Origin of the sequence: Bradyrhizobium sp. SUTN9-2, assembly GCF_003122645.1 — a bacterium.
Classification (GTDB): domain Bacteria; phylum Pseudomonadota; class Alphaproteobacteria; order Rhizobiales; family Xanthobacteraceae; genus Bradyrhizobium; species Bradyrhizobium yuanmingense.
On sequence record NZ_LAXE01000001.1, the window covers coordinates 3817736 to 3841438 of the forward strand.

The window sequence follows — 23703 nt, forward strand, 5'->3', positions numbered from 1 at the left end:
CTGGAGGACAACCATGCCTATAACGAAGGATGTGAAGCTAGGCCGTGACGTCAGGATATTTCATCCCGAGCTGGTCAACCTGTATGGTTGCACCGTTGGCGATGAGAGCAAGATTGGAGCCTTCGTCGAGATTCAGGCGGGGGCAAAGATAGGTGCGCGTTGTAAGATTTCGTCGCATACCTTCGTCTGCGAGGGCGTCACGATCGAAGACGAAGTTTTCATCGGCCACGGTGTGATGTTCACGAACGACAAATATCCGAAGGCGACAACCGCAAATGGTCGTCCTCAGCTGGCTTCGGACTGGACACTTCAGCGCACTCACGTCGGTAGGAGAGCCTCCATCGGCTCGAATGCGACCATTCTATGCGGCGTGACGATCGGAGAGGGGGCCTCCGTAGGTGCGGGAGCGGTGGTGACAAAGGACATTCCCCCCGGCGCAGTCGTGGCCGGCGTGCCTGCTCGGATTCTGGCCGCCGCTGACGACGGGGTGCCAAGCGGTCGTAGCTCAGCAGAGCCGCTTCAGAAAGACTATCACCGGTAATATATATTCTGCTTGAATTTAACGCTTGATTAAATTTAATAGTGGGATTTAAATAGCCGATATAATGTCGATCAAATCAAGGCTTTGAATCTTGATACCCTTCCTGGACCTGAAAGCGCAATACAGCCAGATCAAGCCGGAAATCGACGCCGCAGTGGCGAGGGTCGTCAGTAGCGGGCACTTTGTGCTCGGACCCGAGGTCACAGCCTTCGAGGAACGCTTTGCAAACTATTGCAGGACCACCGCTTGTCGCGCGGTGAACAGTGGCACCTCGGCGCTTCACCTTGCCTTGCTGGCGGCCGGCGTCGGATCCGGTGACGAAGTCATCACGGTCTCCATGACGTTCGTCGCAACAACCGCAGCTATTCTCTACAGCGGCGCCAGGCCGGTATTTGTCGACGTTGACCCGGTAACATGGACGATGGATCCCAGCTTGATCGAAGCTGCGATCACACCGCGAACCAAGGCGATTCTGCCAGTTCACCTCCACGGGCTGATGGCCGACATGGATCCGATAATGGCCATAGCGCGTCGCCACGGGCTGGTCGTCATTGAGGACGCCGCGCAGGCGCACGGCGCGGAATATCGCGGACGTCGCGCAGGCTCGATCGGCGATCTGGGATGTTTCAGCTTTTATCCGGGCAAGAACCTCGGAGCGTTTGGCGAGGGTGGGGCGGTCGTCACCGACCGGCCTGAATTCGCACGCCGCGTGTCCCTGTTGCGGGATTGGGGGCAGGAGGCGAAGTACGACCACGTCATTGCCGGATACAACTATCGCATGGACGAAATCCAGAGCGCGGTACTGAATGTCAAGCTGGACTATATTGAGCATTGGACGGACGCACGTCGGTCGCTGGCTGAGCGATACAATGCGCTGCTTTCTGGTCTTCCATTCGCGCGTCCCCAGCCGCCCCAGTACGCCCGCCACGTGTATCACGTCTATGCGGTCAGATCGGAGCGCCGCGACGACGCGCTGAACCGGTTGCGTGATGCCGGGATTGGCGCCGGGATTCACTATCCCGTCCCAGTGCATCTGCAGAGGGCATATGCAGAACTCGGCTATCGGGCCGGTGATCTCCCCGTCACTGAGATGCTCGCGAACGACTTCCTCTCTCTTCCCATCTATCCCGAGTTGCCGCCGGAACGGACGGCCGAGGTTGTCGGAATATTGAGGAGTGCGGCGCTGCGGCCTAGCGCAGACATCAGCACCCGGTCGGAGCATCCACAAAGCTTCATGACATGGTCCCACAACAGGAGAGCGTCTTGATCGATATCAAGGGTAAACGCGTTCTGGTCACCGGCGGGGCGGGATTTATCGGCTCCCACATCGTTGATCTGCTCTGCGACGAGGGCTGCATCGAGATTGTTGCCCTCGACAACATGATCAGAGGCCGGCCGGAAAATCTCCGGCGGGCGCTCGGGCGTGGGCCCGTAAGGCTGGTTCACGGCGACATTCGCGATCGCAAGCTGATGGAAGCGTTGGTCAAGGCTGCCGACATCGTCTTTCACCAGGCCGCGCTCCGCATCACTCATTGTGCGGCCGAACCGCGCCTGGCTAAGGAGGTCATGGTGGATGCCACCTACGACCTGCTGGAGCTGTGCATCAAGCACGATATTGAGAAGATCATCGCGGCCTCTTCGGCATCGGTATATGGCATGGCCGAGGAGTTTCCGACGACAGAGCGGCAGAATGCCTACAATAACCGAACCCTATATGGGGCCGCCAAGGCGTTTAACGAAGGGCTACTGCGGGCTTTCAACGATGCATGCGGCCTCGACTATGTGGCATTCCGGTATTTCAACGTCTATGGCAGCCGGATGGACATCCACGGACGGTACACCGAGGTCTTGATCCGCTGGATGGAGCGGCTGGAAGCCGGATTGCCTCCCGTTATCTTTGGCGACGGCCGTCAGACCATGGATTTCGTCCACGTCCGCGACGTCGCGCGTGCCAACATCCTTGCCGCCAGGGCAAAGATTACCGATGAGGTCTTTAACGTCGGGAGCGGCACTGAAACAAGCCTGACCGAGCTGGCTACGGTACTTGCGTCGGTGATGGGACACCGCGGCCTCACGCCTGAATTCGCGCCGGAGCGCTCGGTCAATCCAGTACCGCGACGGCTGGCCTCGACGGGTAAGGCAGAGCGTTTGCTGGGCTTCCGCACCACGGTTTCGCTGGAGCAAGGGCTCGCAGATCTCGTGAAATGGTGGCGATCCGAGCGCGATCTCGCTTCGGAACATCAGCGGCAGGCGGCGGCATCGTGATTCCGATCGCAATGTCGCTACTTGCAGATCAAGAGACCGAAGCGGCGCGCCTGGCCGTTCTCTCTGCTTGGGCGTCGGAGCGTTCGAGGCCGAGGCGGAACGCGCGGCCCTGCCATCCGGCTAGGTTCGGTAGAGTCCGCAGACGGGGGTGAGCACGGGTTCGCCCCTGTAGTCGGCTCGGTCGATGCCTGTGCGGCGCCCGCGGAAAGCCATCGGCTGTGAGGCTGAACCACCCCATGAGGCTGATCGAACCTGTGGCAGCCTCAGATACGCAAATTTGATCGATCTCGACCGGACCATTCATGATTTCGATCGTCGTCCCAGCCCACAATGAGAGTTCTGTGATCGCACGGACGTTGAGGCAATGGGTTGGCAACCCAGCTTCGGACCAGATCCGTGTGGTCGTCGTCTGCAACGGGTGCTCAGACGACACTGCGAACGTCGCCCGGCGTTTCGGCCCAGCCGTCAATGTTGTGGAATCGAACATCGCAAGGAAGACCCACGCACTGAACCTTGGCGATCAAATCGCGGACGTTTTTCCGCGGATTTATGTTGATGCCGATATTCTGATTACCGTTGATGCCATTCTGGCTTTGGCAAGCCGCCTCGATGAAGGTGGCGTTTTGGCGGTCGCGCCTACAGCCGACATCAATCTGGCAGGCTGTTCCTGGCTCGTCCGTAAATACTTCGGAATCCGGTCACGGCTGCCATCCTCGCGTGAGGGTATCGGCGGTTCTGGCGTGTATGCCTTATCTGAGGCGGGACGCAAGCGGTTCGGCCAATTTCCAGACATCACCGCTGATGACACCTTTGTTCGACTTCAGTTCAGACCAGAAGAGCGGGAGACACTGCCCCGCGTTAGGTCCACGGTATTCGCCCCACGCACTCTGCTGCAGCTTATCGCCGTCAGAACTCGTGCCTACAGGGGAACATTCGAGCTCGCCCGGCGCTTTCCTGAACTGCGCGTCAACAAAGGACCGGCGAATGGCCGGGCGCTCATTGCGCTGTTCAAGGAACCTCGCTTATGGGCCGGACTATTGATTTATTGTGGGGTCAACATTGCCGCTCGCTGTAAGGCTACCCTGGGTTCCCGACTTGGAGCTCATCGTTGGCAACGCGACGACACTTCCCGTGCGGTACTATCAGATTCAATCAAGTAAGATTCTAATTCGGCTGGCCTGACAGGAAATCGGACGTACCGCGCATATAAATCGCTTGATTTTAAATGGCGGCATGTTAATTTAAATTAAAATATTAAATGCAGGCGCCGAGGACCCGATCCGTACATGGGAGCTTGCGAGCTTGCAGCGTTCTAGGGAGGCCAGCCCATGCTTCTCAGCCCGGTTTTTCACCGCAAGACGTTGCTCAAGAACAACACGCCGCGGTCACCCGGCACTCGGCCGAAACTGCTGGCGGTCTCTTCGGGTGGGGGCCATTGGGTGCAGCTGTTGCGGATCAAACCCGCCTTCGAGCATTGCGAAGTCACGTTCGTCACCGTCCACGACTCCTATCAAGCCCAGGTGCCCGACCACAAATTCTACCTTGTCAATGATGCTAACCGGTGGACCAAAATCGCGCTGTTGAAGGCGGCGCGCAGAATGGCCTGGATCGTTTGGAATGAAAGGCCGGACATCGTCGTTTCGACGGGTGCCGCTCCGGGATATTTGGCACTACGGTTTGGACAAATGATGGGTGCGCGCACTATCTGGCTCGACAGCATCGCCAACATCGAGCAGCTTTCGATGTCGGGAGACCGTATTGGTCATTGCGCCGACCTCTGGCTGACGCAGTGGCCCCATCTGGCGCGACCTGAGGGACCTCATTACACAGGCGCGGTGCTATGAGTTTCCTGGCGGTCGGAATGCCGTCACAGCTGGACCAGCAGCTCCATGTCTTCGCGCATCGTGATTTCTCGTGAAGGCATTGCTTGCATGATTACCTCAAGCTTGAAAGTGGATGATAGTCATGCCTCCTCGAGGGGGACTGGATCGCAGTTGCCTCCGGGCGACCATCTGCGCTGACGCGGTGGTGTCGCGTGACGTTCGGCTACGCGACCGTAGTGTCGTGCGCATCGGCTGCAGGAAGGCAGGTTGGCGCCTGACAGCTGCCCCCGATAGTGGCGACATCTACATTAGATTGATTTATTATCGTTGGGTTAATTGACTTAATATAATAATCTATGACAAATAAATCGCGACGCCGCATCGCGCTCCAGGAATAGGAATAGTCCTTGATGCCCTTGTCAGGTTTGAAAGCTCAAGATCGTCGGGCCAGTTCTGAGATCGATGTAGCGCCAAGTCCGGGCAGGGGTTGGTCTGGGCGGCTCGCCAGCAGGAGGGCGATAATCCCGTGATTCCGATCGCATTACCGTTGGTTGCTGAGGAGGAGGCCGACGCAGCTCGCGCAGCTGTGCTCTCCGGCTGGGTCTCGCAGGGCCCCCAGGTGGCAGCCTTCGAGCGCGATTTTGCGGCCCTGGTCGGTGCGCCTTATGCCTGCGCCGTTTCCAACTGCACAACCGCCCTGCATTTGGCGCTCGTCGCCCTGGAGATTGGGCCTGGCGACGAGGTCATCACGGCCAGCCACTCGTTTATCGCCACGGCCAATTGCATCCGATATTGCGGCGCGACTCCGGTCTTTGTCGACATCGATCCCGGTACATACAATATCGACCCTAACCGGATTGCCGAAGCGATCACTCGGCGCACACGCGCGGTGATCGCCGTCCACCAGATGGGTATGCCCTGCGATCTGACAGCCCTCGCCACGCTGGCCGATCGCCAGGGCATCATCTTGATCGAGGATGCGGCGTGCGCCGCCGGCAGCCAGATCCGAGTGGATGGCAGCTGGGAGCGCGTCGGCAAGCCGCATGGACGGATCGCCTGCTTCTCCTTTCATCCCCGCAAGGTCATCACGACCGGCGAGGGTGGGATGCTCACCACCTCCGATGCGAAGCTCGACCATAAGTTCAGGCTGTTGCGCCAGCATGGCATGAGCGTTCCGGACATCGTGCGGCACGGCTCACAGCAGGTGATCTTCGAGGACTATCTGGTAGTCGGCTACAACTACCGCATGACCGATATACAGGCTGCGGTCGGACGCGAGCAGCTCGAGCGGCTGCCTGCACTGGTGTCTCGACGCCGCGCGATCGCGGCCCGCTATCGAGAAATGCTCGGCAATTTCGGAGGCCTGAGACTGCCGATCGAGCCCGAATGGGCGCGGTCCAACTGGCAGAGCTATTGCGTTGGGCTGCCGGACCGCGTCGACCAGCTCAAGATCATGCAAAGCCTGCTAGATCAGGGCATCGCGACTCGACGCGGCATTATGTGCTCGCACCGGGAAGCGCCCTACGCCAAGGACAAGCACCGCCACGATCTGCGGCACTCCGAGTTCGCGCAGGACAATTCGATTCTGTTGCCAATTTACGCGCAGATGAACGAGGAAGACCAGGAGCGGGTCGCCTGCGCGTTGCGAAGGGAGCTCCAAGCCTCTGCATTGTAATAGGCCGCGTTCCTCAAGGCCCAAGACGCTCTGTGCGTTCTTCATGGCGCGTCATCGAGCAAGTTACCGGCTTAGGCTCATCAAAGTGCGGATCCACAATAGGCGAGTTATTCCAAATGCAAAAGCCGCTTGTTAGCTTTGTCGTCCCTTGCTACCGACTGGCTGCTTTCTTGCCAGAATGTGTCGACAGCATCCTCTCGCAGACCTTTGAGGATTTCGAAATCCTCATCATGGATGATTGCTCTCCGGACAACACGGAAGAAGTTGCCAGAACATTCACAGACAGTCGCGTTACCTATGTCAGGAACGAGCAGAACCTGGGAGCGCTCCGGAATTACAACAAGGGAATACTCTTAAGTCGAGGGAAGTACGTTTGGCTTATATCGGCTGATGATCGCTTGCGCCGACCGTACATACTGCAAAGATACGTCGAAACCCTGGAAAATCATCCGGAGGTCGGCCTCGCGTTCTGCCCCGGGGTTAGCCTGAGACGTGGAAAAGAAGGTGCAGTGATAGATTACTCGACCTATGGAGACGTCGATACGATCGTCAGGGGAGAGGAGATCATCAAGCACTCATTGAAAGTAAAAGGAAATGCGATTCTGGCTGCGTCGGTGCTTGTTCGACGTGACTGTTACGAGAAACTGAGCCTCTATCCGGTCGACGTGGTATGGGCCGGAATTCCGGTCGATTTCATATGGGGCGGCGATTGGTACATGTGGCTATTGTTCTCCTTGAACTATCACGTCGCATACTTTGCAGAGCCGATGGTGTGTTACCGTGAACATGAACTCAGTATGACAAACGCCATCACTCAAGAGAAGATCGATATCTGCTGGCACTCCGAGTTGGCCGTCATCACGATGATATCGCAGGCTGCCAAGGAGAAAGGCGCCCTGACAGTATATAAGGCTTGCTTGGGTGCGCTCGCCAACTTCTATGCCAAACATTGTGCCTCAAAACCCTATTCGTGGATGGGGCAGACATCCTGGTCCACTATAGATCTTCAGCAGGTGGAAGCGACACTCGATCGCAGCCCTTATACTGAGCAGGAGAAGGCGTGGATCCGTTCACGCATTATGGTGGCGCTGGCTGAGATCTATTATTCAGAGGGCGATTCTGTATCAGCGAGATCATACTATTTGAAGGGATTGAAGCTGAAGCCTTTCATGCTGCCGGTGTTCTTGAAATTGATTGTTCTTTCATTCGGTGGTCCAGGCCGGCAGGTTCGCGAGTTGCTGCGAACCGCTCGAGAGCATTTGGTGCGAGGCTGATTGAAGGATCAGTTTCCGAGTTTAACCGACTCTTTTGCTGTAAGTTCGATGAAGAAGACCCTAGTGATCAGCGACAGGTTTCCTCTGCCTGAGAAGTTTGGCGCTGACATCAGAACCATGAATCTCGCACGATACTTTGCCGGCCTTGGGCCCGTCGATATTGCGTATCTCTCGGATTTGCCCTCCGGCCTGCGACAGATGGCAGGAGCGGGGGGACATCTCGAAAAGGAGGACGTATTCTCCGGGAAGTATTGTTTACAGAAGCTGGAGTACCCTAGAACCTTGCGGGGACGGTTCGGAATGTCGGTCCGTGGCTTTCCGTATCCCGTTAGAGAGTATAGCAAAGCCTCGATGGAGAAGTTGGTCGCGCTAATAGAGTTTGGCGGCTACGATTTTGTGCTGGTGCGATACCTCCGGAATACCGCCGGGCTTTTTGGATTGTCACAGACGGCGAAAATGAAGGTCATCGTTGATATTGATGACGTCCTGACTCTTTCACTCTATGATACGCTGTTTACCCCGACGAATAATGCCTTGAGGAAACTGTTCCGTGCCATCAACAAGGTGCTCCTGACTTACTATCAAACTCGTTGTGTGACCGCCTTTGGCGCCTGCTTGGTATGTTCCGAGAAGGATAAATTGGATCTGTGGGGTGAAAAGGCCTCTGAAAGTATCTTCGTTGTGCCAAACACGTTGGGGATGAGAGGTCCAGGAAAACTCCCCATGGGGAGCGGGTTCGCCGGCCGACACATTTTGCTGTTTATTGGTGCGCTTCACTATCAGCCTAATGTCAGCGGCTTGCTCTGGTTTTTGGAGAACGTGTATCCGCTCTACAGGAATGTGTACCCCGATGCCGTTCTTTTGGTTGTTGGACGTGACCCATTGCCAGAGGTGACCGAAGCTTGCGCTCGCTCAAAGGGAGTCGAGTTGCATCCCGATGTCCCTGATGTCGTCGAGTACTACAAGGACTGTAGAGCGGTTGTTGTGCCATTGCTCGAGGGTAGCGGGACGCGGTTAAAGGTTTTGGAGGCGGCACTCTTGGAGAGGCCCATTATCTCTACAAGGAAAGGTGTAGAAGGGCTGGATATCGTCTCTGGCGTTCATTTTTTGGAGTTCAATGATGATCGTAGCTTCTGCGAGGCGTATAGGGCCTTAAGCAACGAATCGGTCTATGACGCGCTTGTGGCAAGCGCTGAAACCATGGTTCTAGAAAGATATTCAAACAGCGCTCTTTCTGCGTCAATGAGCAAGGTGGTTGCATATATCGATTCAAGGAAGGCCAAAATGTCCTCGCCGAGGTCTCACACCCCCGCAGGGCAACCTTCCGATGAAGCTTTCAACTAGCTACGAATTCTCATCCGTCCAGAGCGCCACTGCCCAGGTGCGGGACCGGGAGGACCCCTGCAGTCCGCGCCGCATGTCGCAGGCTTGGCCGATCTCTTAGTCAATCGCTCTCATGCCCTTGCACTTCAAGCGTGAGCCTCGGCTTGGACTTACGGTGATCCAGCCCTAGGCAGCGTTCAGCAGGAAAGCTACCTGGTCGCCCTGCTGTTCAATATTCAGCGTTGCCGCCCTCTTGGCAAACTCTCTCATTTCCCGCCGGCTGAACACATCATCTGGTCTGGATGATGCGAGCGGCTTGGAGCTCCTGTACATTTCGCTTCCCCAGAACTGAAATGCAGTCGAGTCGTCGATTGATTGCCTAACACGCAAACCACAGCGCTCCGCCAATGCACTCATTCCCTTGCGAGAGGGTATCACAACGTGGCGCGGCGCATCCAGTTGCACCCAGTTCGGGCCGTACTCTCTCCACGCATGCGAGGATGAAGTTGGGATGCGAACCAGAATGCGGCCACCGGGCGCAAGTAGCCTTCTTGCATTGCTAAGACTTTGGTCCGGCTCAGGCATGTGTTCTAACGAATGATTGAACATGATGAAGTCGAACTCGCCGGACATACTCTGAAGATCCGATTTTCGAATCGTCACGGCACCTGCTGTTGGTTCGACAATGTAGGGATCGACTCCTGTAAGATTCTTGAACCCTGCCGCAGACATTCTGTAAAGAAGTTTCCCGGACCCGCAGCCTACGTCAAGCACCCGAGAACAGGGATTAATTCCAAAGCATCCGATGACCGCTACGATGGGGTCGTACCTCACAAAGGACGCCACGGCTCCCAATATGCTTTTGGTGCCAAGTGCGTGCGCGTCCCTGACGGCAGTAACACGCGAATTTCGCGACGGTCTGGAGAATGAGTAATACCCATCGGGGTAAAGGCGGCTCTCATCGGCTACGTCCGATAAGCGCTGGATCGTCCCACAATCACTACATTCCTGGTACTCAAACCGCTCTTTTGTGCCAAACATCATCTCAATAAAGACGTGGTGGCGATGTTCGCTGTCTGACAAGCAAGTTTTACAAATCATATCGAGTACCTAGCCACAACGGCGGATCGACTGCCGGCTCAGCGATCGGTGAGGCCGTAGAGGTGCAGTGTCCTCACTATGATGCGAAACTGACGAGCTTGCCGACGCCTTCGGCCTGATCGCTCTGTCCAACCTTCTTGATCGGGCCGTCACTTTGCATGCCCCGCCTGTCGTTCTCGCCGGGTTGCGGCCCGCGGGCAATCAAGCGGAACTCCGTTGGCGCCCGGGGGTCGAAGCTTCTTGTATCTGCAATGAATATAATAAACAAACTGCCGGCTGTCCAAATTAAATAGGCAAAGATCGTATGTTTAATTCCGAGAGCTTCCTCTTAAAGTTCAACCGAAGCCCGCGTCGCCCGGGATTAGGCTGCGCCGGCGTGGGCTTTGCCGGGCGCACCCCGTAAACGTTGAGCATAGTCGGGGCGCGAGGCCGGTATTTCAGTCGAAGCTCGATGTTATAATATAACCAAAACGCTCCCATATATTTAAATAAATGGCGATTGAAAATTAAATCAGATTTAATTATGTTGAGGCGCGGAGGAGCCTTCCGAGGGGCTCCGGGTCTGACAGGCGGGATGCCATGCGTCCTGAGGCGACACGGAGTTTTATTCTTGAGTGCAGACAAAGCGGTGAGTAGGTGGAATTTCATGTGCTTGCGGACTGCGTCTCCGGCGGGCCCGAGAAAGCCATTCTTGGTTTGCGCGCTGAAGAATTGCAAAAAGTCTGGCGAGCGAACCGGGAGGTCGTGCAGATGGCGCCGGCGTGTCAGGCTCGACTGAGCAGGAGCATTTCGTGATGTCCAAGGCACATCCGCCCAAGGCTGGAGGAAGGGCTGAAGACCCCTTGGTCACGGTCGTGATGTGCGTGTACAACGCTGGTGAATATTTTCGACCGTCGCTGTTGAGCATAATTAATCAGACATATAGGAATCTGGATATTCTTATTGTCGACGATGGCAGTTCGGACGGTTGCTTCAGCTCAGTTCAGGATTTGCTGATAGACGAGCGTGTTCGCGTGATCCATCAAGCGAACTCAGGCAAGCCTGTTGCTATCAATCGAGCGCTCGATGAGATCCGCGGCGAGTTCTACGCAATTCAAGACGCGGATGACATCAGCTATCCAACTAGAATCGAAAAGCAGGTTCGTGCGCTGCTGAACAGCCCGCATTTGGCTGCCGTATTCTGCGGCAACGAGCTCATCATCAACGAGAGATTCATGGCACCCGTGTTTTCGCCGAAAAGCGAGAGCGACTGCCAGTCCGAGATCAGGGCCTTTCAAATGCCGGCTCTCGATCCCACGGGAATGTTTCGAATGTCATTGGTTGGCGATATACGGTTCGAGCCATCATTAATGGTTGCCGAGACCTGCGATTACATATGGAGAGTCGGGGAGGTGCATCCGATGATCGTATTGGGGGAGTGCCTTTATGCCTACCGCATTCTTCCCAATTCCCTCAGCCGACGGGCGCCAACCTGGCGGAAGCAGTTTGAGGTCGATGTCTTCAGGCGAGCATGCGAGCGGCGCGGTTTGCGGTTTGAGCAGGGTTGCGCGGATGCGATGTGCGGCTACAGACGATCTAACAACAGTTTATTGGACAACAACATCGCCGCCCATTTCATCAAGAGCGTGCTGGATTGGCGTAGGTCGAACCGTCGGTTGTCGGCATTAAAGACGGGTTGGCAATGTGCGTGTTTGCACCCAGCGGATCCGCACTACTACAAAGCGCTGGTTTACGCCTTGATTTCACCCAGCGTAGCGAGCCGCCTGCGTCGTGACTTCCTGGCGACTCCCCTGGAGACGACGAAATGAAGCGCCTCGTAGGGAGGAACCGTCGCTTTGTGGGGCGCCTCGGCTTCGAGCGCGCTGCTTGTTTGCAGAACTTCTCAGATATTTGAGGTACTCGCGTTGACCCGCAAAAGCTTAGAATTGGAATCGGGTTCTCAGCTTACGTATCTGTATGGTCGGCAGCGGAGTCCAGTTGGTCGCGCGGCGGGGGCGCCGCGTTGGGGGACGGAACTGTATCTGAAGCTATTGTTGGTCGCGATTGTCTTGCCCGAAGGGCTGTCTTTCTTCGTCGGCGATTTTCGCCTCTCGGTTGCTCGAGTTCTAATTTTCTGTTCCTTCATCGCCGCGCTACAGCAGCTTGGACAGCGTCTAGGCACGCGAACCGTCGTCTGCGTCCCATCGGATATCTTGGCCCCGCTTACGGGCGTTTGGATGATGTTGGCTGCCACAGTCACTGATGGTCCGGCGGGTTTTAAAGGGGCTGGAATCGAGGCACTCGAATTTGTGGGCGCATACCTGACGTTCCGGTTTCTTCTCGGGCCGGTCGATAGTTCCGTTCGAATAGCACGGTTCTCCTGCAAGCTGATGATTGTGATCGTCGGCATAGCGCTCCTTGACCCGCTGAGTGATAAACTGTTCACCTATGAGTTCATCAAAGGTATTACCGGCTATGCGAAGCTCAGTTACGATGGACCATTAGCAATCAGGGCTGACACGTTCTATCGGGACGGTGTCGTTCGCGCCATGGGGCCGCTCGAGCATTCGATATTGTTCGGTGCTGTTTGCGTTTGGTTTGGTGTCGTGGCCTTCACTACGTTTAGGCACCAGGTACTCGGCTGGGGTGTGGCGGGCATCGCCCTCATCGGTGTGTGGTTTTCGCAGGCGCGCAGTCCATTGTTAGCCTATTTGATCGGATTTGCGCTGGCGAGTTTCTATGCCGCAAGCCCTCGCTTCGCTGCCCGATGGAAGTTGGTCGGGTTGTGTGTGACCGCGCTACTCCTTGTTGTTTTCACTTTCTCTGGCAGCCCGGTCGCAACCCTTGTGCGCCTCAGCGGAGTAAGCCCGGAGGCGGCATGGGCTCGCCAAGCGATTTGGGACACGGGAGGACCTGTGGTCCTCGGTTCGCCGATCTTCGGAATTGGTTTGAACGGCGACTGGAATTGGCAGTCGCATGGCGCGCTCGTGAGTTCGAGCGTAGATGCCTTTTGGCTTGCCACCGCAATGTCGTATGGAATTCCGGGAAGCGCGTTGGTCCTTTTGACAATTGCCAGCGCATGCTGGCTTGGCTCGATCGACAAATCGCCTCACCTTACTCCCGAAGAGAGACGGCTGTCAGTGGCGCTCGGAATTGTAATAGCGACGATCGCTTTTCTAGGGTTCATTGTGCACTTTTGGGGCATTTGTTGGATCCTCATCGCTGTGTTTACCGGGATGCGAGCGAACCTCGCGGAGACCGCCATATTGCGCGATAGAGCCGCACCAGCGGCGCGAATGAGATGCGACCCGATTACCGGAGACATTTGAAGACGGTGGACCGCGAGGTCATTACGCTGGCAGGGATGCCGATCAGGATTTCTCGCTGCGCAGGACTAAAGCATGAAGGTTTCCATTATCATACGAACTTACAATCGTGCGTACATCATCGGGGAAGCGATCGAGAGTGCCTTGAATCAGACGTATGGGAATCTTGAGATAATCGTCGTTGATGATGGATCCACAGACGGCACGGCCGCAGCGGTGAAAAAGTTTCGAAGCGACAAAGTGCGTTACATTAGGCATGATCGCAATCGCGGGGTGAGTGCGGCAGGCAACACGGGTATAAAGGCCGCCAACGGCGATATCATTGCTCATCTGGATTCGGATGATCTGTGGAAGCCGGAGATGCTCAGCAGTCTCGTCGATGTTTTGCGTCGTCATCGTCAGATTGGCGCGGTGTTCTGTGACGTTGAGGTCGATCGCGGCAGATCCACGTCGTCAATTGTCTCAAGCATGCGTGCATTTCCGAAACTGCTCGCATCGCGCGCGCGCTCTGATTTCGATGTCTTTCTCTTCAGCAGCCGTGAGATGTATCTGTGTTTGCTGGAAGAAGTGCCTATCAAGCCGACTGCGGTATTGATTCGGCGCACTGTTCTGGATGAGTTTAGAGGTTATAATGAATCATGGTGTTCGGGCGAGGACTGGGAACTGTACCTGAGAATCTCGAAGCATCATGGATTTGGATACGTCGATCGCAAGCTCGCGGTTATGCGGGTGCTCGAGGATTCAACCCTATCGAAACTCCAGGAGGAGGATAAGTCGTCCTTGCTGCAGCTGGCAGTGAGCGAGAAGAAGGGGCTTCGGCGAGATCGCGAAGCACTCGAAGCGGCAAATCGTGCAATCGCTCGGCATTGCAAGGATCTGGGATGGATCTATCTGCACTCGGGAAGGCGAATGAAATCGATCTCAACCTACGCTCGCGGATTTGCCGAAACGGGACACGTACCTCTCGTTATGAGAGCCGGCGTGGCTCTTATGCCTCTGTCGCTTACTGCGGGTTTGAAAAAGCTACTTCTATCCAGCGATCGCTCGCTCGCTCCATGAGAGATCTTTCCGGCGAAGTGGTCGATGGTCCCTGTGTGCGTGAATAGAATGACTCAAAACCACATCTCCGACAGGCCGGCGGCACGGCGGATTGCATTCGCCACGATCGGGGATGGGCGCCAGGTCAGGTTCTGGTCCGGTACCCCGTTTCACATGTCGAGATCGCTCGCAGGTGAAGGTCACGAGTTGGTCCATATCGGTCCGTTGAGCGCACCGATACTGCCCCTATACAAGACGTATTCCAGGCTTTGCCGTGCCTTTCGCAGGCGCGGCCGTTCCCCGTTGCATGCGGGGGCGGTCGTTGCACAGTATGCAGCGGACTCAGCGCGTAAAATCCGAGCGGTGTCGCCCGATATCGTCTTCGCGCCGGCCGGCTCTACCTTTGCATGGAGTGTGCCTAACGGCGTTCCGCTCGTCTATGCGTCCGACGCGACCTTTCGGCTCATTGAGAACTACCATCCTAACTATCGAAACTTATCGCGAGGTGCTCGGGACGTCGCTGAACGCGTGGAGCGGGACACGATCGCGCGCGCGGATCTGATCCTCTACCCTTCGGAATGGGCAGCCGAATCTGCCATCAGGGACTACGGTGCCGACCGTAGCCGGGTGCATGTCATTCCTTGGGGCGCCAACCTTGAAGAAGCGCCGGATCGTGCCTCCGTGCTAGGTTGCCGCAAGCCGGGTCCCTGCCGTCTGCTCTTCATCGGCGCCAACTGGGAGGAGAAGGGCGCTGACATCGCGGTCGGCGTCCTCGCTGAACTGAGGAAGAGGGGCATGGAGGCGGAGCTCGTGATCTGCGGATGTACTCCGTCGAAGTCAGTTGCTCAGGATGGCCTGACGATCATCCCTTATCTCGACAAGTGTGATCGCGAACAGCGCAACCGATTGGATCAACTCTATCGGGACGCGGATCTATTTCTGCTGCCGACCCGGGCGGATTGCTATGGAATCGTGTTCTGTGAAGCCGCGGCCCATGGAGTACCGAGCATTGCGCCGGCCACTGGCGGCGTCCCCTGCGTCGTCCGCAACGGGGAGACGGGCTTGTTGTTGCCACCGAACGCGACGAAGGCGGACTATGCGGCGGTCATCTTCGAGACCTTTGCTAACCAGGATCGGCTGGCACGCCTGAGACAATCGAGCCGCGACGCCTTCGAGGCCCGATTGAACTGGCAGGCTTGGGCCCGGCGGGTTTCAGATCTGATAGAAACTCTATGATCGTCTTGAATTATCATGAGCTGGTGGAAGCCTCGCCTTCGAACGCGTGGTGCCTGACTCATGAGGCGTTCGAAGTGCATCTCGCACTTTGCGGGGAAGCGCTGGTCTCGCCCCAGAATTTTCTGGAGCATTGCTGCGATCCGACATCCCACGGCACCGGCGCGGTCCTGTTGACTTTCGACGATGGATTTATTTCGGACTATACGCATGTCTACGCTCGTTACATGACGACCGGTCGTATTCCGGGTTTCATGTCCTTTATCCCGGTAGACTTTGTAGGCTCGCCGGGACGTATGAGTTGGGACATGATCGAGGAGCTTGCCAAGGGGGGTGTTGCGATCGGTTCACATGGCATGGCCCACGTCGATTTGACGACCGTCTCGGACGCAGAGCTCGAGCGCGAGCTCGGTGTGTCCAAGTCGATGCTCGAGGATCGCCTCGGTCGACAGGTAGCTCTCTTCGCTTTCCCATATGGACGGTTTTCCCGACGGGTCTGGGAGGCGGCGCTGAGGGCTGGCTACACACACCTCTTTACAATCCAGCTTGGATATCATCGCGGCTTCGAATCTTTTTTGTACTCCCGCCTTTGTATGACGAACAACATGGATGCTGAGTACATGCGCCGCCACTTGCGCGATCCGGATGCGATGCGCGGCGTTTCCTGGAAAATCAGCACAAAGCTCGGGCTCTATCGCCAACTCATGCGCTTGCGGTATCACTAACGCTTTAGTATTTGGGCGGTTTCAGTGCTGTGCAAAGCCAGGACATCGCCCGTTGAGTCGTCTTGGCCTCGTCGATCACCTCGAATGCTCGTTTTGCCTCCCGCAACACTGCCAGTGATCGCCGCGATGCGGTGTAGTTCGAGACGATGATGCAGCCTCCCGGTTTGAGTGATTGCGCGTAACGCTCGAGCGACCGAACGGGGTCGCGCAAATAGAAAAGAGACTCGTTGAAGACGATGACATCGAAACGGCCGTCGGGCTCGTACACGTCGCCGTCAGCCTGAGAAAAGTCAGTGCGATCGTCGTTGTACAGACGGAGCTTCTCGATTGCCACGTCAGAGATGTCCACTCCGACATAGCGTTCATATCCAAGCTGCTTGAAGCGCTCGAATAGCATGCCGTCTCCGCAGCCGATCTCGAGGTACTCGCCGCCACGTCTAAAAGCGTCCATGAAACCAATGAGTGTCCAGTAGCGAGCTACTTCGCGCTGCATGTAGGTCCAGAGGCCATCGCTGTACTCGGCGTCCCAAGTGGATTTCGCTTTTGGGCTGTCACCGAACCCCTGCGCAGTCTCCCACTCGCTAACGGCACGCCCCAGCGCGTCGCCAAAAGGCAGCCGGGCCAATCCGAAGGCATAGTACGCGGCGCGCACCCGGCGCCATGCGTGGTAGTGAAGTGCTGCAAGCATTCCCAACCTGCCAACGCGTATTCGACGTCAGATAGTTTAATACAGGTGAAGTTATCGACAGATCAAGAGTGTACGGCGGGCGAGAACTGCAGATTTCATAGTACCTGTGAGGTGAGCTTCGCCCGGTCAATTCGCCTGCGCATCTCGGACCTTTGTCCGTGAGCCGCCAAGGAACGATTCCCGCAAATGTCTTGCGCTCCTATCGTTCCGTGATCGGATCGAGAGTACCACGCCCCGCAGAATCACAGCACGTCCCAATAACTCGCCCCGCTGCCAACGCGCGGGCATCATCAGGTAGTGGCTGGACGCTGCCACATCGGGTCTTCCGTTGCCGCGGATCGGGTCTAAAGCATTGTTTCTAGCTGAAAGCCGGCCGGGAGTATTGTCCGCGAGAAGGTAGTGCTTTTGGCAGGAGCTACACACTCCGAATATTCGGAGAAATGGGTTGGCTTGTGCAATGCAGAAATTAAATGCCTATTAACAGTTGACGGATGTATTTAACTGCGCCTATCATTATTCGTTTTTGCAATTTGTGACAGAAAATCAAAGCCATGAGTAATGGTTTTGCGGAAGCGATAATTTCCCTTTCATTGCATGCATTGCCAGGGCGGTTGCGCCTAAGCGTTAAACCCGGAGCGCTCGGTTACCGGGTTGGTCGACGGATTTGTCTTAAGTCGCTGTTTACAGCTGGTGGCCCATCGCTGTCCGCTTGGCATGCTAGCCCCCGACCAATTTTCGCTTGAAGGGAGTTGTCATGCAGATCGGGCCGGCGCTTTCAGGTGTATTAGGTACCACGACGATTGAGGAGTTGCGGCGCCCGGGAGCGCAGGATGCGATCGTGATCGGCGGGGGAGCCGCCGGGGGATTGGCGGCGCTCTTACTCGCCGAGGCTGGCCTGCGCGTGCTTGTGCTTGAGGCCGGCTGGCAGAATTCGCCGCGAACGACTGGGATGCGCCGAGCTATAGCCAGGATGAGCCGTAGGCTCGCGGACCCTGCGACACTTCGGTTGCTCCCTCCTGCGGTTGTTCCCTTTGGCAAGATGGCCTTGAGAGGCCTCGGCATGTTGCGCCAGCCCATCCAATCTCGCTGCAGCATCTGGGGCCGAGCACCGGACTCGTTTGTAGACGATCATGATCTGCCTTACGTGACGCCACGGAGCCAACCTTTTGTCTGGATACGCGCGCGAACGCTCGGCGGACGCGTGGGCCTTCCAGGGCACGGCCGGCAATACTATCGGCTGAACTCCTCCGACCTTGCGCCGTGCGATGGATTGAGCGCGCCTTGGCCGCTAGAGCCGGGTGAGTTGGACCCCTGGTATTCGATGGTCGAGCGACGGCTAGCGCTTGCCGGTGCCATGGATGGCGTACCATGGCAGCCTGACAGTCACCTCTCGCGAGAACTTGAACCTTCACTGAATCAGTTCGCGCTGATGGCAGCGATCCGCGCACGGTGGCCTCACTCGCGGCCGATGCTCACGCGCTTTGCCGCACCGCTGGATGCCTTGGAAACTGCTGCTCTTACAGGGCGCCTTCGATGCCGTGAGGGCGCAGTCGTACGGCAAATCGATGTTGATCGATCAGGTCGCGTACGCGGCGTAGTCTGGTTCGATCAACAAAGTGGAACCGACGTACGTGCTTGCGCTCCGTTGGTCTTTCTGTGCGCGTCCTCGTTAGAGTCGACACGAATACTCTTGCTTTCGCGTTCATCCAAAGGGGGCCAGGGGCTCGGTGCAGGATCTGACGCGCTGGGGCGCTACTTGATGGACCATATTGTCGTAACTGGGTGGGGTGGAGGTGCGCCGCTGAAGCCCAGCCCAGTGCTCGAAGATGGGTGCGCGATTTACCTTCCACGCTTCGATGCGCGCGACGGGCCCGCGCCCCTCGGCGGGCGAGGTTTTGGCGTGCAGTTGTATCAATTTCCAGGAGGGCACGGGCGTTCCCATTTTACTGCGGTTAGCTTCGGTGAAATGCTTCCTCGTGCCGAAAACCGAGTAATGCTACATCCTACACGACGGGATATATGGGGAATCCCCGTATTGCATATCGACTGCCGCTATAGCGAAGCGGATTTGGCGCGTGCCCGCGATCAGGCAGCTGCCATACGCGAGATCGCCGCAACAGCTGGCGTGACGTTGAGCCGCGTTAATGAACGGCCGGCCCCGCCTGGCTCCGCGATTCATGAATGCGGGACCGCCCGGATGGGTATCGACCCCGCGACCTCCGTGCTCGATCCAAATAACCAGTGCTGGGACGCACAGGGATTGTACGTTACGGATGGTGCCTGTTTCCCGTCCCAGGGCACGCAGAATCCCACGTTGACCATTCTCGCTCTGACCGCGCGCGCATGCCATCATGCGGTGAGCACCGTCGCCCAAACAAAGCGAGAAGCTGCATTCGGACTAGCCGGAGGCGCGTCATGACGGTGGCTGCTGCCGCGCCGTTTCGAGAAATCCTTCCGCGAAACATGCTCCCCCTAGGTTTTGGATCCGGCGCACTGTTGAGCAAGCGACGAACCCGCCGTGAGGCTCTTAAGTTGCTCGAAGCAGCTATGGATTGTGGGGTCACATATTTTGATACTGCGCGAATGTATGGCGCCGGTCGCGCAGAGGGCATTCTGGGAGAGTTGGCGGCGCGAAAGCGGGAGCGCCTGGTTCTGGCAAGCAAGGCGGGCATTGTCCCACAAAGTCATGCACTTCATGTCCGCGCAATGGGTCGTAGCATTCGTCTTCTGCACAATGTCGCGCCAAGCTCAAAGAATTACCTGCCTGTGCCGTCCAACTATCTGCCGCGTTTCGGAGCCTTTGGTCTCGTGGAGTTCCGAAAAAGTGTCGAGACTAGTCTCAAGGAATTGCGTACAGACTATCTCGATATTCTACTCCTGCACGAGTGCAGCGCTGCCGACGTAGAGGAAACGGACCTGATCCGTCTTCTCGATAATCTCAAGCGTGAAGGGAAGGTTCGCGCCATTGGCATAGCGACAGGCATAGAGGAGACGGTGTCCATCCTCCAAAGACATGCAGCGCTGTTCGACGTTGTGCAGATTCCAAATGCCATCTGGAATATGAACGTCAGGAAAGTTCCGGCAACTAACCGCCTCGTGATTACGCATTCGTCTCTTACCAGCCGATTTAAAATACTGCTTGATCGATTGTTGTCCGATGAGCGGATGGCGGCTGAATGGCGTTCGCTGACGCAGGTAGATCCACGTGATTCGACAGAACTGGCTCATCTACTGCTGGCCCATGCGCTGAATGCAAATCCAAACGGGATCGTCATCTTTTTCTCATCCAATCCGTCGAATGTTGTGGCAAACGTGAGATCTGCCAGCAGTCGAGCTATCGACGAGAAGCAGATCGCGGGTTTGAACGCATTATTGGCGAGAAAGCATGTTGCCGAATTTCTTGACGCGAGCTTTCGAGATCTGAGTTTCTGATCGGTGCAGACCGACGACGGTGGCTTGACTTTGCATCAGTCAGACGCGGCGGAGTATGGTCAGGTCGTCGGCAGGACCTGATCGAACATCTTGTTGCGACCCTGCCGGGGAAGCGGGTGACTGTGTGCTGGGCTCGGGGGACATCAACGATCAGGATAATCGGCGCGCGCTCGTAACTCTCGATCTGAATGGTGTGTCCGCAACGGCATTTGCTTTGCTTGGCGTTTTGCGGATGGCGCTGGATGGGCCATTACCTGAATCGGGCAATATGGGTTCGGATTGTTCGCACCGCGATGTGTGCTCAAATGCTCTTGCTCGACGCTCGCGCTCTTGATTGTCCGGACAAAAATTATGTCGTGTTTGGCGGCGGATAATCTGTGGATCGAAATATTTAATTGGTTTTCTGCTGTGGCGCCGTCGACGACACTTGGTAAGCTGTTGTCTAGTGGCGAAGGCGTAACATCGATTCCGGCATACTTTTGTATATCTTCGACCGCTCCGTGTGGCCCTCGTTCAATGCGGTGCACGAGTGGTTGATCGGACTGAAGAAATTTCCGGCATTTAATTCGCGCGATGCGAATGTGTCTAGGGTAGCTCAGGAAATTACCTTGGGTGAGCCGTCGTGTCGTCGCAAAAAAGCCTCCACCCGCCGGGAAGACGCACCCCAACGGCGCTGCGCCAGCAGAGTCGCACTTGGGGTCGCGTCGCTTGGGGAAACAATTGGGCGCGTGCCAGGGGCAAACCAGATTGAAATTAACAGGAGAAAACTAGATGGCATCCATTCCTCTGACATGGAATGATCCGATGTTTAGCGACCAGACCAGTTCGGGGACGGTCTGGCTTGGAAATGGAGAGACGATTTCGGGTGTGAGCATTTCCGACCAGAGCGACACTGTCGCCGTCGGAGGGAGCGGCTCGTTCACCATCGACGACGTCCGTATTTCTTCAAGGGAAGGCGTGCGCATTGGGGGCAGCGGTGATGTCACCATCAACAATACGTACATCGAGACAACGGGACTGTCGGGCGATCACGCCGACGGAATTCAGGCCTATGCTCCCGGCGCCACCGGGAATCTGACCATTACAAACTCGACGATTGTATCGCACGACCAGAATGCCACTGCTGGGCTGTTCATCGCAGATGGTTATAGCGGAACGTTCACTTTCAATAACGTGGTGTTCGACGGTGGCCCCTTTGGTCTGCGCATTGCCGCGGACGCAGGAGCCGGTCACGATGACTACCTCGCCCTCAAGGACGTGTATTTTGTGGGGCCATTTGCGTATGGCGCGCTTTGGTTGGAGGAGGTCAATGCGAACATACACATCACGCAATGGGAGAATGTTCGCTACGCAACGATCGTGGACGGTCAACTCATCCCGGGCGACCTTATCCCGCCTCCGCTTCCGGTTGAAGGACCGACCGCACCCAGCACGCCGACCGTGCCGGATGCTCCGACTATCGCGTCGTTCTCGACCGACAGCGGCACCGCTGGCGACAAGATTACCAACGACAATACCATCGAGCTCAAGGGCACCGCGGCTGCCGGCAGCACGGTCAAGATCTACGACGGTACGACCCAAATTGGTTCGACGACTACGGACTCGAGCGGCAGTTGGGACTACATCACCAAGATCCTGACCGACGCCAAACATACGCTGACCGCAACGGCGACCAGCTCGTCGGGTCAGACCAGCGCGGCGTCGTCTGCGTTGGCAATCACTATCGATACCAAGGCTCCGACTGCGCCGACCATTGCCAGCCATACCGTGAACACCGCCAATCAGGTGGTGATGTCGGGCAGTGCCGAAGCGAGCAGCGTCGTGAAGGTGTTCGACGGCACGACCCAGATCGGGACCGCGACTGCCAACAGCACCGGCGGGTGGAGCTATACAACCAGCGCCCTTGCGGCCGGTTCGCACAGCCTTACCGCGACGGCAACGGATGCAGCAGGCAATACCGGCCCGGCGTCCACTGCGTTCACCGCCAGCATCACCGGCACCTCGGCGCCAGCCACACCGACCTCGCCGACGTCACCGACGTCGCCGACTGCCGGCACGGTGGTCGAGTCAGCTGGCGCGACAACTCTCGTTGAGAGCGGCGGCAAATATTACCTCAATGGCAGCACCGGATCGGGCCCCACGCTGAAGGACAACGGTGTGCAGTTTGTGAAGGGGTCGGATGGCACCTGGACTCCCATCGGTGCGGAGAAGACGGCGACGGGCTATGTGGTTGCGTGGAAGGAGACGAGCACGGGTCAGTACACGGCGTGGAACACCGACAATAACGGCAACTACGTGTCCCATGTCAGCTCCCTGACCGGCTCCACAGACGGTGGCTCGGTGTCGGGTACTGACTCTGGCCTTAAGTCGCTCGAGACGAGCTTCCATCAGGATCTGAACGGTGACGGGCAGGTAGGTACTTCCACTGCGACCATCCCGACGTCGCCAACCCCGACGACTGGCAAGGTCGTCGAATCGGCTGGTGTGACAAGTCTCGTTGAGAGTGGCGGCAAATACTACCTCAACGGCAGCACCGGCACTGGCCCGACACTAAAGGATGACGGCGTGGATTTCGTGGGCGGGTCCGATGGCACCTGGACTCCCATTGGAGCGGAGAAGACGGCGACGGGCTATCAAGTTGCCTGGAAGGAGACGAGCACCGGTCAGTACACGGCGTGGAATACCGACAATAACGGCAACTACGTGTCTCATGTCAGCTCCCTGACCGGCTCCACGGACGGTGGCTCGGTGTCGGGTACGGACTCTGGCCTCAAGACGCTGGAGACCAGCTTCCATCAGGACCTGAACAGTGACGGGCAGATCGGTACGTCCAGCGTAGCTACGTCATCCACTGCAACCGGTAGCAACGCGGCTATTGCGGGCAGTACGTTCATCGCTTCGCCGGGCAACACGACCCTGACCAGCACTTCCGGCGATGACACCTTCGTTGGCAGCAGCCAGGCCGATACTTTCGTGTTTGGCGCGAACTTCGGCAACGACGTCATCAAGGGCTTCGTTGCCCGCGGACCTGCTCACGACACGATCGAGTTCAGCAAGAGTGTGTTCGACAGTTTTGCCAGCGTTCTTTCCCACGCGACCCAGTCCGGCACCGATGTCGTGATCGCGACGGGGAGCGATACGCTCACGCTGAAGAACGCCAAGCTCGGCTCGTTGACCAGCAACGACTTCCACTTCGCGTAGGGGACGGCATCCACAGAGAGCAATCTTCAACAACTGCCTTGGGGGATCTCTTGAGGGATCTTCCAACAAAGGCGCGTTT

Annotated in this window: 18 protein-coding genes; 16 read left to right on the top strand and 2 right to left on the bottom strand. The window is 57.1% G+C overall.

Going from position 1 to position 23703, the window contains the following annotated elements; all coding sequences use genetic code 11:
• Positions 1–13 precede the first annotated feature (13 nt).
• The 8 genes from XF30_RS17715 to XF30_RS17750 all read left to right on the top strand — a co-directional run bounded on the left by XF30_RS17715 (position 14) and on the right by XF30_RS17750 (position 8922).
• Positions 14–541 (top strand): acyltransferase, encoded by a 528-nt coding sequence (locus XF30_RS17715; protein WP_036029176.1) that lies wholly within the window; start codon positions 14–16, stop codon positions 539–541.
• Between the two features lie 91 nt (positions 542–632).
• A complete protein-coding gene (locus tag XF30_RS17720) occupies positions 633–1808 on the top strand; it encodes a DegT/DnrJ/EryC1/StrS family aminotransferase (RefSeq protein ID WP_036029178.1) in 1176 nt (391 codons plus the stop codon).
• A 5-nt stretch (positions 1809–1813) separates the two neighbouring features.
• Positions 1814–2806 carry an NAD-dependent epimerase/dehydratase family protein gene (locus tag XF30_RS17725; RefSeq protein WP_204524543.1) on the top strand — a complete coding sequence of 331 codons (993 nt, stop codon included), beginning with the start codon at positions 1814–1816 and terminating at the stop codon, positions 2804–2806.
• Positions 2807–3108: 302 nt separating this feature from the next.
• Positions 3109–3966 (top strand): glycosyltransferase, encoded by an 858-nt coding sequence (locus XF30_RS17730; protein ID WP_057029404.1) that lies wholly within the window; start codon positions 3109–3111, stop codon positions 3964–3966.
• Positions 3967–4134: 168 nt separating this feature from the next.
• On the top strand, positions 4135–4650 hold the full coding sequence (locus tag XF30_RS17735) for a UDP-N-acetylglucosamine--LPS N-acetylglucosamine transferase (RefSeq protein WP_225114279.1): 516 nt from the start codon (positions 4135–4137) through the stop codon (positions 4648–4650).
• Between the two features lie 505 nt (positions 4651–5155).
• Positions 5156–6304, top strand: a complete 1149-nt coding sequence (locus XF30_RS17740; RefSeq protein WP_057029417.1) for a DegT/DnrJ/EryC1/StrS family aminotransferase — start codon at positions 5156–5158, stop codon at positions 6302–6304.
• Positions 6305–6420: 116 nt separating this feature from the next.
• Positions 6421–7578 carry a glycosyltransferase family 2 protein gene (locus XF30_RS17745; protein WP_109143417.1) on the top strand — a complete coding sequence of 386 codons (1158 nt, stop codon included), beginning with the start codon at positions 6421–6423 and terminating at the stop codon, positions 7576–7578.
• A gap of 48 nt (positions 7579–7626) precedes the next feature.
• On the top strand, positions 7627–8922 hold the full coding sequence (locus tag XF30_RS17750) for a glycosyltransferase (RefSeq protein WP_146207714.1): 1296 nt from the start codon (positions 7627–7629) through the stop codon (positions 8920–8922).
• Between the two features lie 165 nt (positions 8923–9087).
• Here XF30_RS17750 and XF30_RS39830 read toward each other — a convergent pair whose 3' ends face one another.
• Positions 9088–10002: a class I SAM-dependent methyltransferase gene (locus tag XF30_RS39830; protein WP_081493009.1), complete on the bottom strand. Its 915-nt coding sequence runs from the start codon at positions 10000–10002 to the stop codon at positions 9088–9090.
• Positions 10003–10796: 794 nt separating this feature from the next.
• Between XF30_RS39830 and XF30_RS17765 the strand changes: the two genes are divergently transcribed.
• The 5 genes from XF30_RS17765 (at position 10797) to XF30_RS17785 (ending at position 16303) form a co-directional block, all read left to right on the top strand.
• Positions 10797–11810 (top strand): glycosyltransferase family 2 protein, encoded by a 1014-nt coding sequence (locus XF30_RS17765; RefSeq protein WP_109143419.1) that lies wholly within the window; start codon positions 10797–10799, stop codon positions 11808–11810.
• 225 nt (positions 11811–12035) lie between these two features.
• Positions 12036–13310: an O-antigen ligase family protein gene (locus XF30_RS17770; RefSeq protein ID WP_146207715.1), complete on the top strand. Its 1275-nt coding sequence runs from the start codon at positions 12036–12038 to the stop codon at positions 13308–13310.
• Positions 13311–13382: 72 nt separating this feature from the next.
• Positions 13383–14366, top strand: coding sequence for a glycosyltransferase family 2 protein (locus XF30_RS17775; protein WP_050996074.1), 984 nt, complete (start codon positions 13383–13385; stop codon positions 14364–14366).
• A 153-nt stretch (positions 14367–14519) separates the two neighbouring features.
• On the top strand, positions 14520–15581 hold the full coding sequence (locus tag XF30_RS17780) for a glycosyltransferase family 4 protein (protein ID WP_225151542.1): 1062 nt from the start codon (positions 14520–14522) through the stop codon (positions 15579–15581).
• Positions 15578–16303: a polysaccharide deacetylase family protein gene (locus tag XF30_RS17785; RefSeq protein ID WP_036029184.1), complete on the top strand. Its 726-nt coding sequence runs from the start codon at positions 15578–15580 to the stop codon at positions 16301–16303. Before XF30_RS17780 ends, XF30_RS17785 begins: the two co-directional genes overlap by 4 nt.
• Positions 16304–16307: 4 nt before the next feature.
• Here the strand turns inward: XF30_RS17785 and XF30_RS17790 are convergent, their stop codons facing one another.
• On the bottom strand, positions 16308–16991 hold the full coding sequence (locus tag XF30_RS17790; protein WP_057029397.1) for a class I SAM-dependent methyltransferase: 684 nt from the start codon (positions 16989–16991) through the stop codon (positions 16308–16310).
• 754 nt (positions 16992–17745) lie between these two features.
• Here XF30_RS17790 and XF30_RS40165 point away from each other — a divergent pair.
• The 3 genes from XF30_RS40165 to XF30_RS17805 all read left to right on the top strand — a co-directional run bounded on the left by XF30_RS40165 (position 17746) and on the right by XF30_RS17805 (position 23624).
• The gene (locus XF30_RS40165; RefSeq protein WP_083235134.1) at positions 17746–19410 is read left to right on the top strand and encodes a GMC oxidoreductase; all 1665 of its coding nucleotides are present in this window, start codon (positions 17746–17748) and stop codon (positions 19408–19410) included.
• Positions 19407–20423 (top strand): aldo/keto reductase, encoded by a 1017-nt coding sequence (locus XF30_RS17800; protein ID WP_158284386.1) that lies wholly within the window; start codon positions 19407–19409, stop codon positions 20421–20423. The genes XF30_RS40165 and XF30_RS17800 overlap by 4 nt, the downstream gene beginning before the upstream one ends.
• Positions 20424–21194: 771 nt before the next feature.
• Positions 21195–23624, top strand: coding sequence for an Ig-like domain-containing protein (locus XF30_RS17805; RefSeq protein ID WP_244608969.1), 2430 nt, complete (start codon positions 21195–21197; stop codon positions 23622–23624).
• Positions 23625–23703 lie beyond the last annotated feature (79 nt).

What these genes read in the sequence shown, in the direction of transcription:
- XF30_RS17805 (WP_244608969.1), top strand. Translation starts at nt 21,195, where the DNA reads ATGGCATCCATTCCTCTGACATGGAATGATCCGATGTTTAGCGACCAG.
- XF30_RS17775 (WP_050996074.1), top strand. Translation starts at nt 13,383, where the DNA reads ATGAAGGTTTCCATTATCATACGAACTTACAATCGTGCGTACATCATC.
- XF30_RS17765 (WP_109143419.1), top strand. Translation starts at nt 10,797, where the DNA reads ATGTCCAAGGCACATCCGCCCAAGGCTGGAGGAAGGGCTGAAGACCCC.
- XF30_RS17730 (WP_057029404.1), top strand. Translation starts at nt 3,109, where the DNA reads ATGATTTCGATCGTCGTCCCAGCCCACAATGAGAGTTCTGTGATCGCA.
- XF30_RS17785 (WP_036029184.1), top strand. Translation starts at nt 15,578, where the DNA reads ATGATCGTCTTGAATTATCATGAGCTGGTGGAAGCCTCGCCTTCGAAC.
- XF30_RS17790 (WP_057029397.1), bottom strand. Translation starts at nt 16,991, where the DNA reads ATGCTTGCAGCACTTCACTACCACGCATGGCGCCGGGTGCGCGCCGCG.
- XF30_RS17780 (WP_225151542.1), top strand. Translation starts at nt 14,520, where the DNA reads ATGTCGAGATCGCTCGCAGGTGAAGGTCACGAGTTGGTCCATATCGGT.
- XF30_RS17715 (WP_036029176.1), top strand. Translation starts at nt 14, where the DNA reads ATGCCTATAACGAAGGATGTGAAGCTAGGCCGTGACGTCAGGATATTT.
- XF30_RS17750 (WP_146207714.1), top strand. Translation starts at nt 7,627, where the DNA reads ATGAAGAAGACCCTAGTGATCAGCGACAGGTTTCCTCTGCCTGAGAAG.
- XF30_RS17735 (WP_225114279.1), top strand. Translation starts at nt 4,135, where the DNA reads ATGCTTCTCAGCCCGGTTTTTCACCGCAAGACGTTGCTCAAGAACAAC.
- XF30_RS39830 (WP_081493009.1), bottom strand. Translation starts at nt 10,002, where the DNA reads ATGATTTGTAAAACTTGCTTGTCAGACAGCGAACATCGCCACCACGTC.
- XF30_RS17800 (WP_158284386.1), top strand. Translation starts at nt 19,407, where the DNA reads ATGACGGTGGCTGCTGCCGCGCCGTTTCGAGAAATCCTTCCGCGAAAC.
- XF30_RS40165 (WP_083235134.1), top strand. Translation starts at nt 17,746, where the DNA reads ATGCAGATCGGGCCGGCGCTTTCAGGTGTATTAGGTACCACGACGATT.
- XF30_RS17745 (WP_109143417.1), top strand. Translation starts at nt 6,421, where the DNA reads ATGCAAAAGCCGCTTGTTAGCTTTGTCGTCCCTTGCTACCGACTGGCT.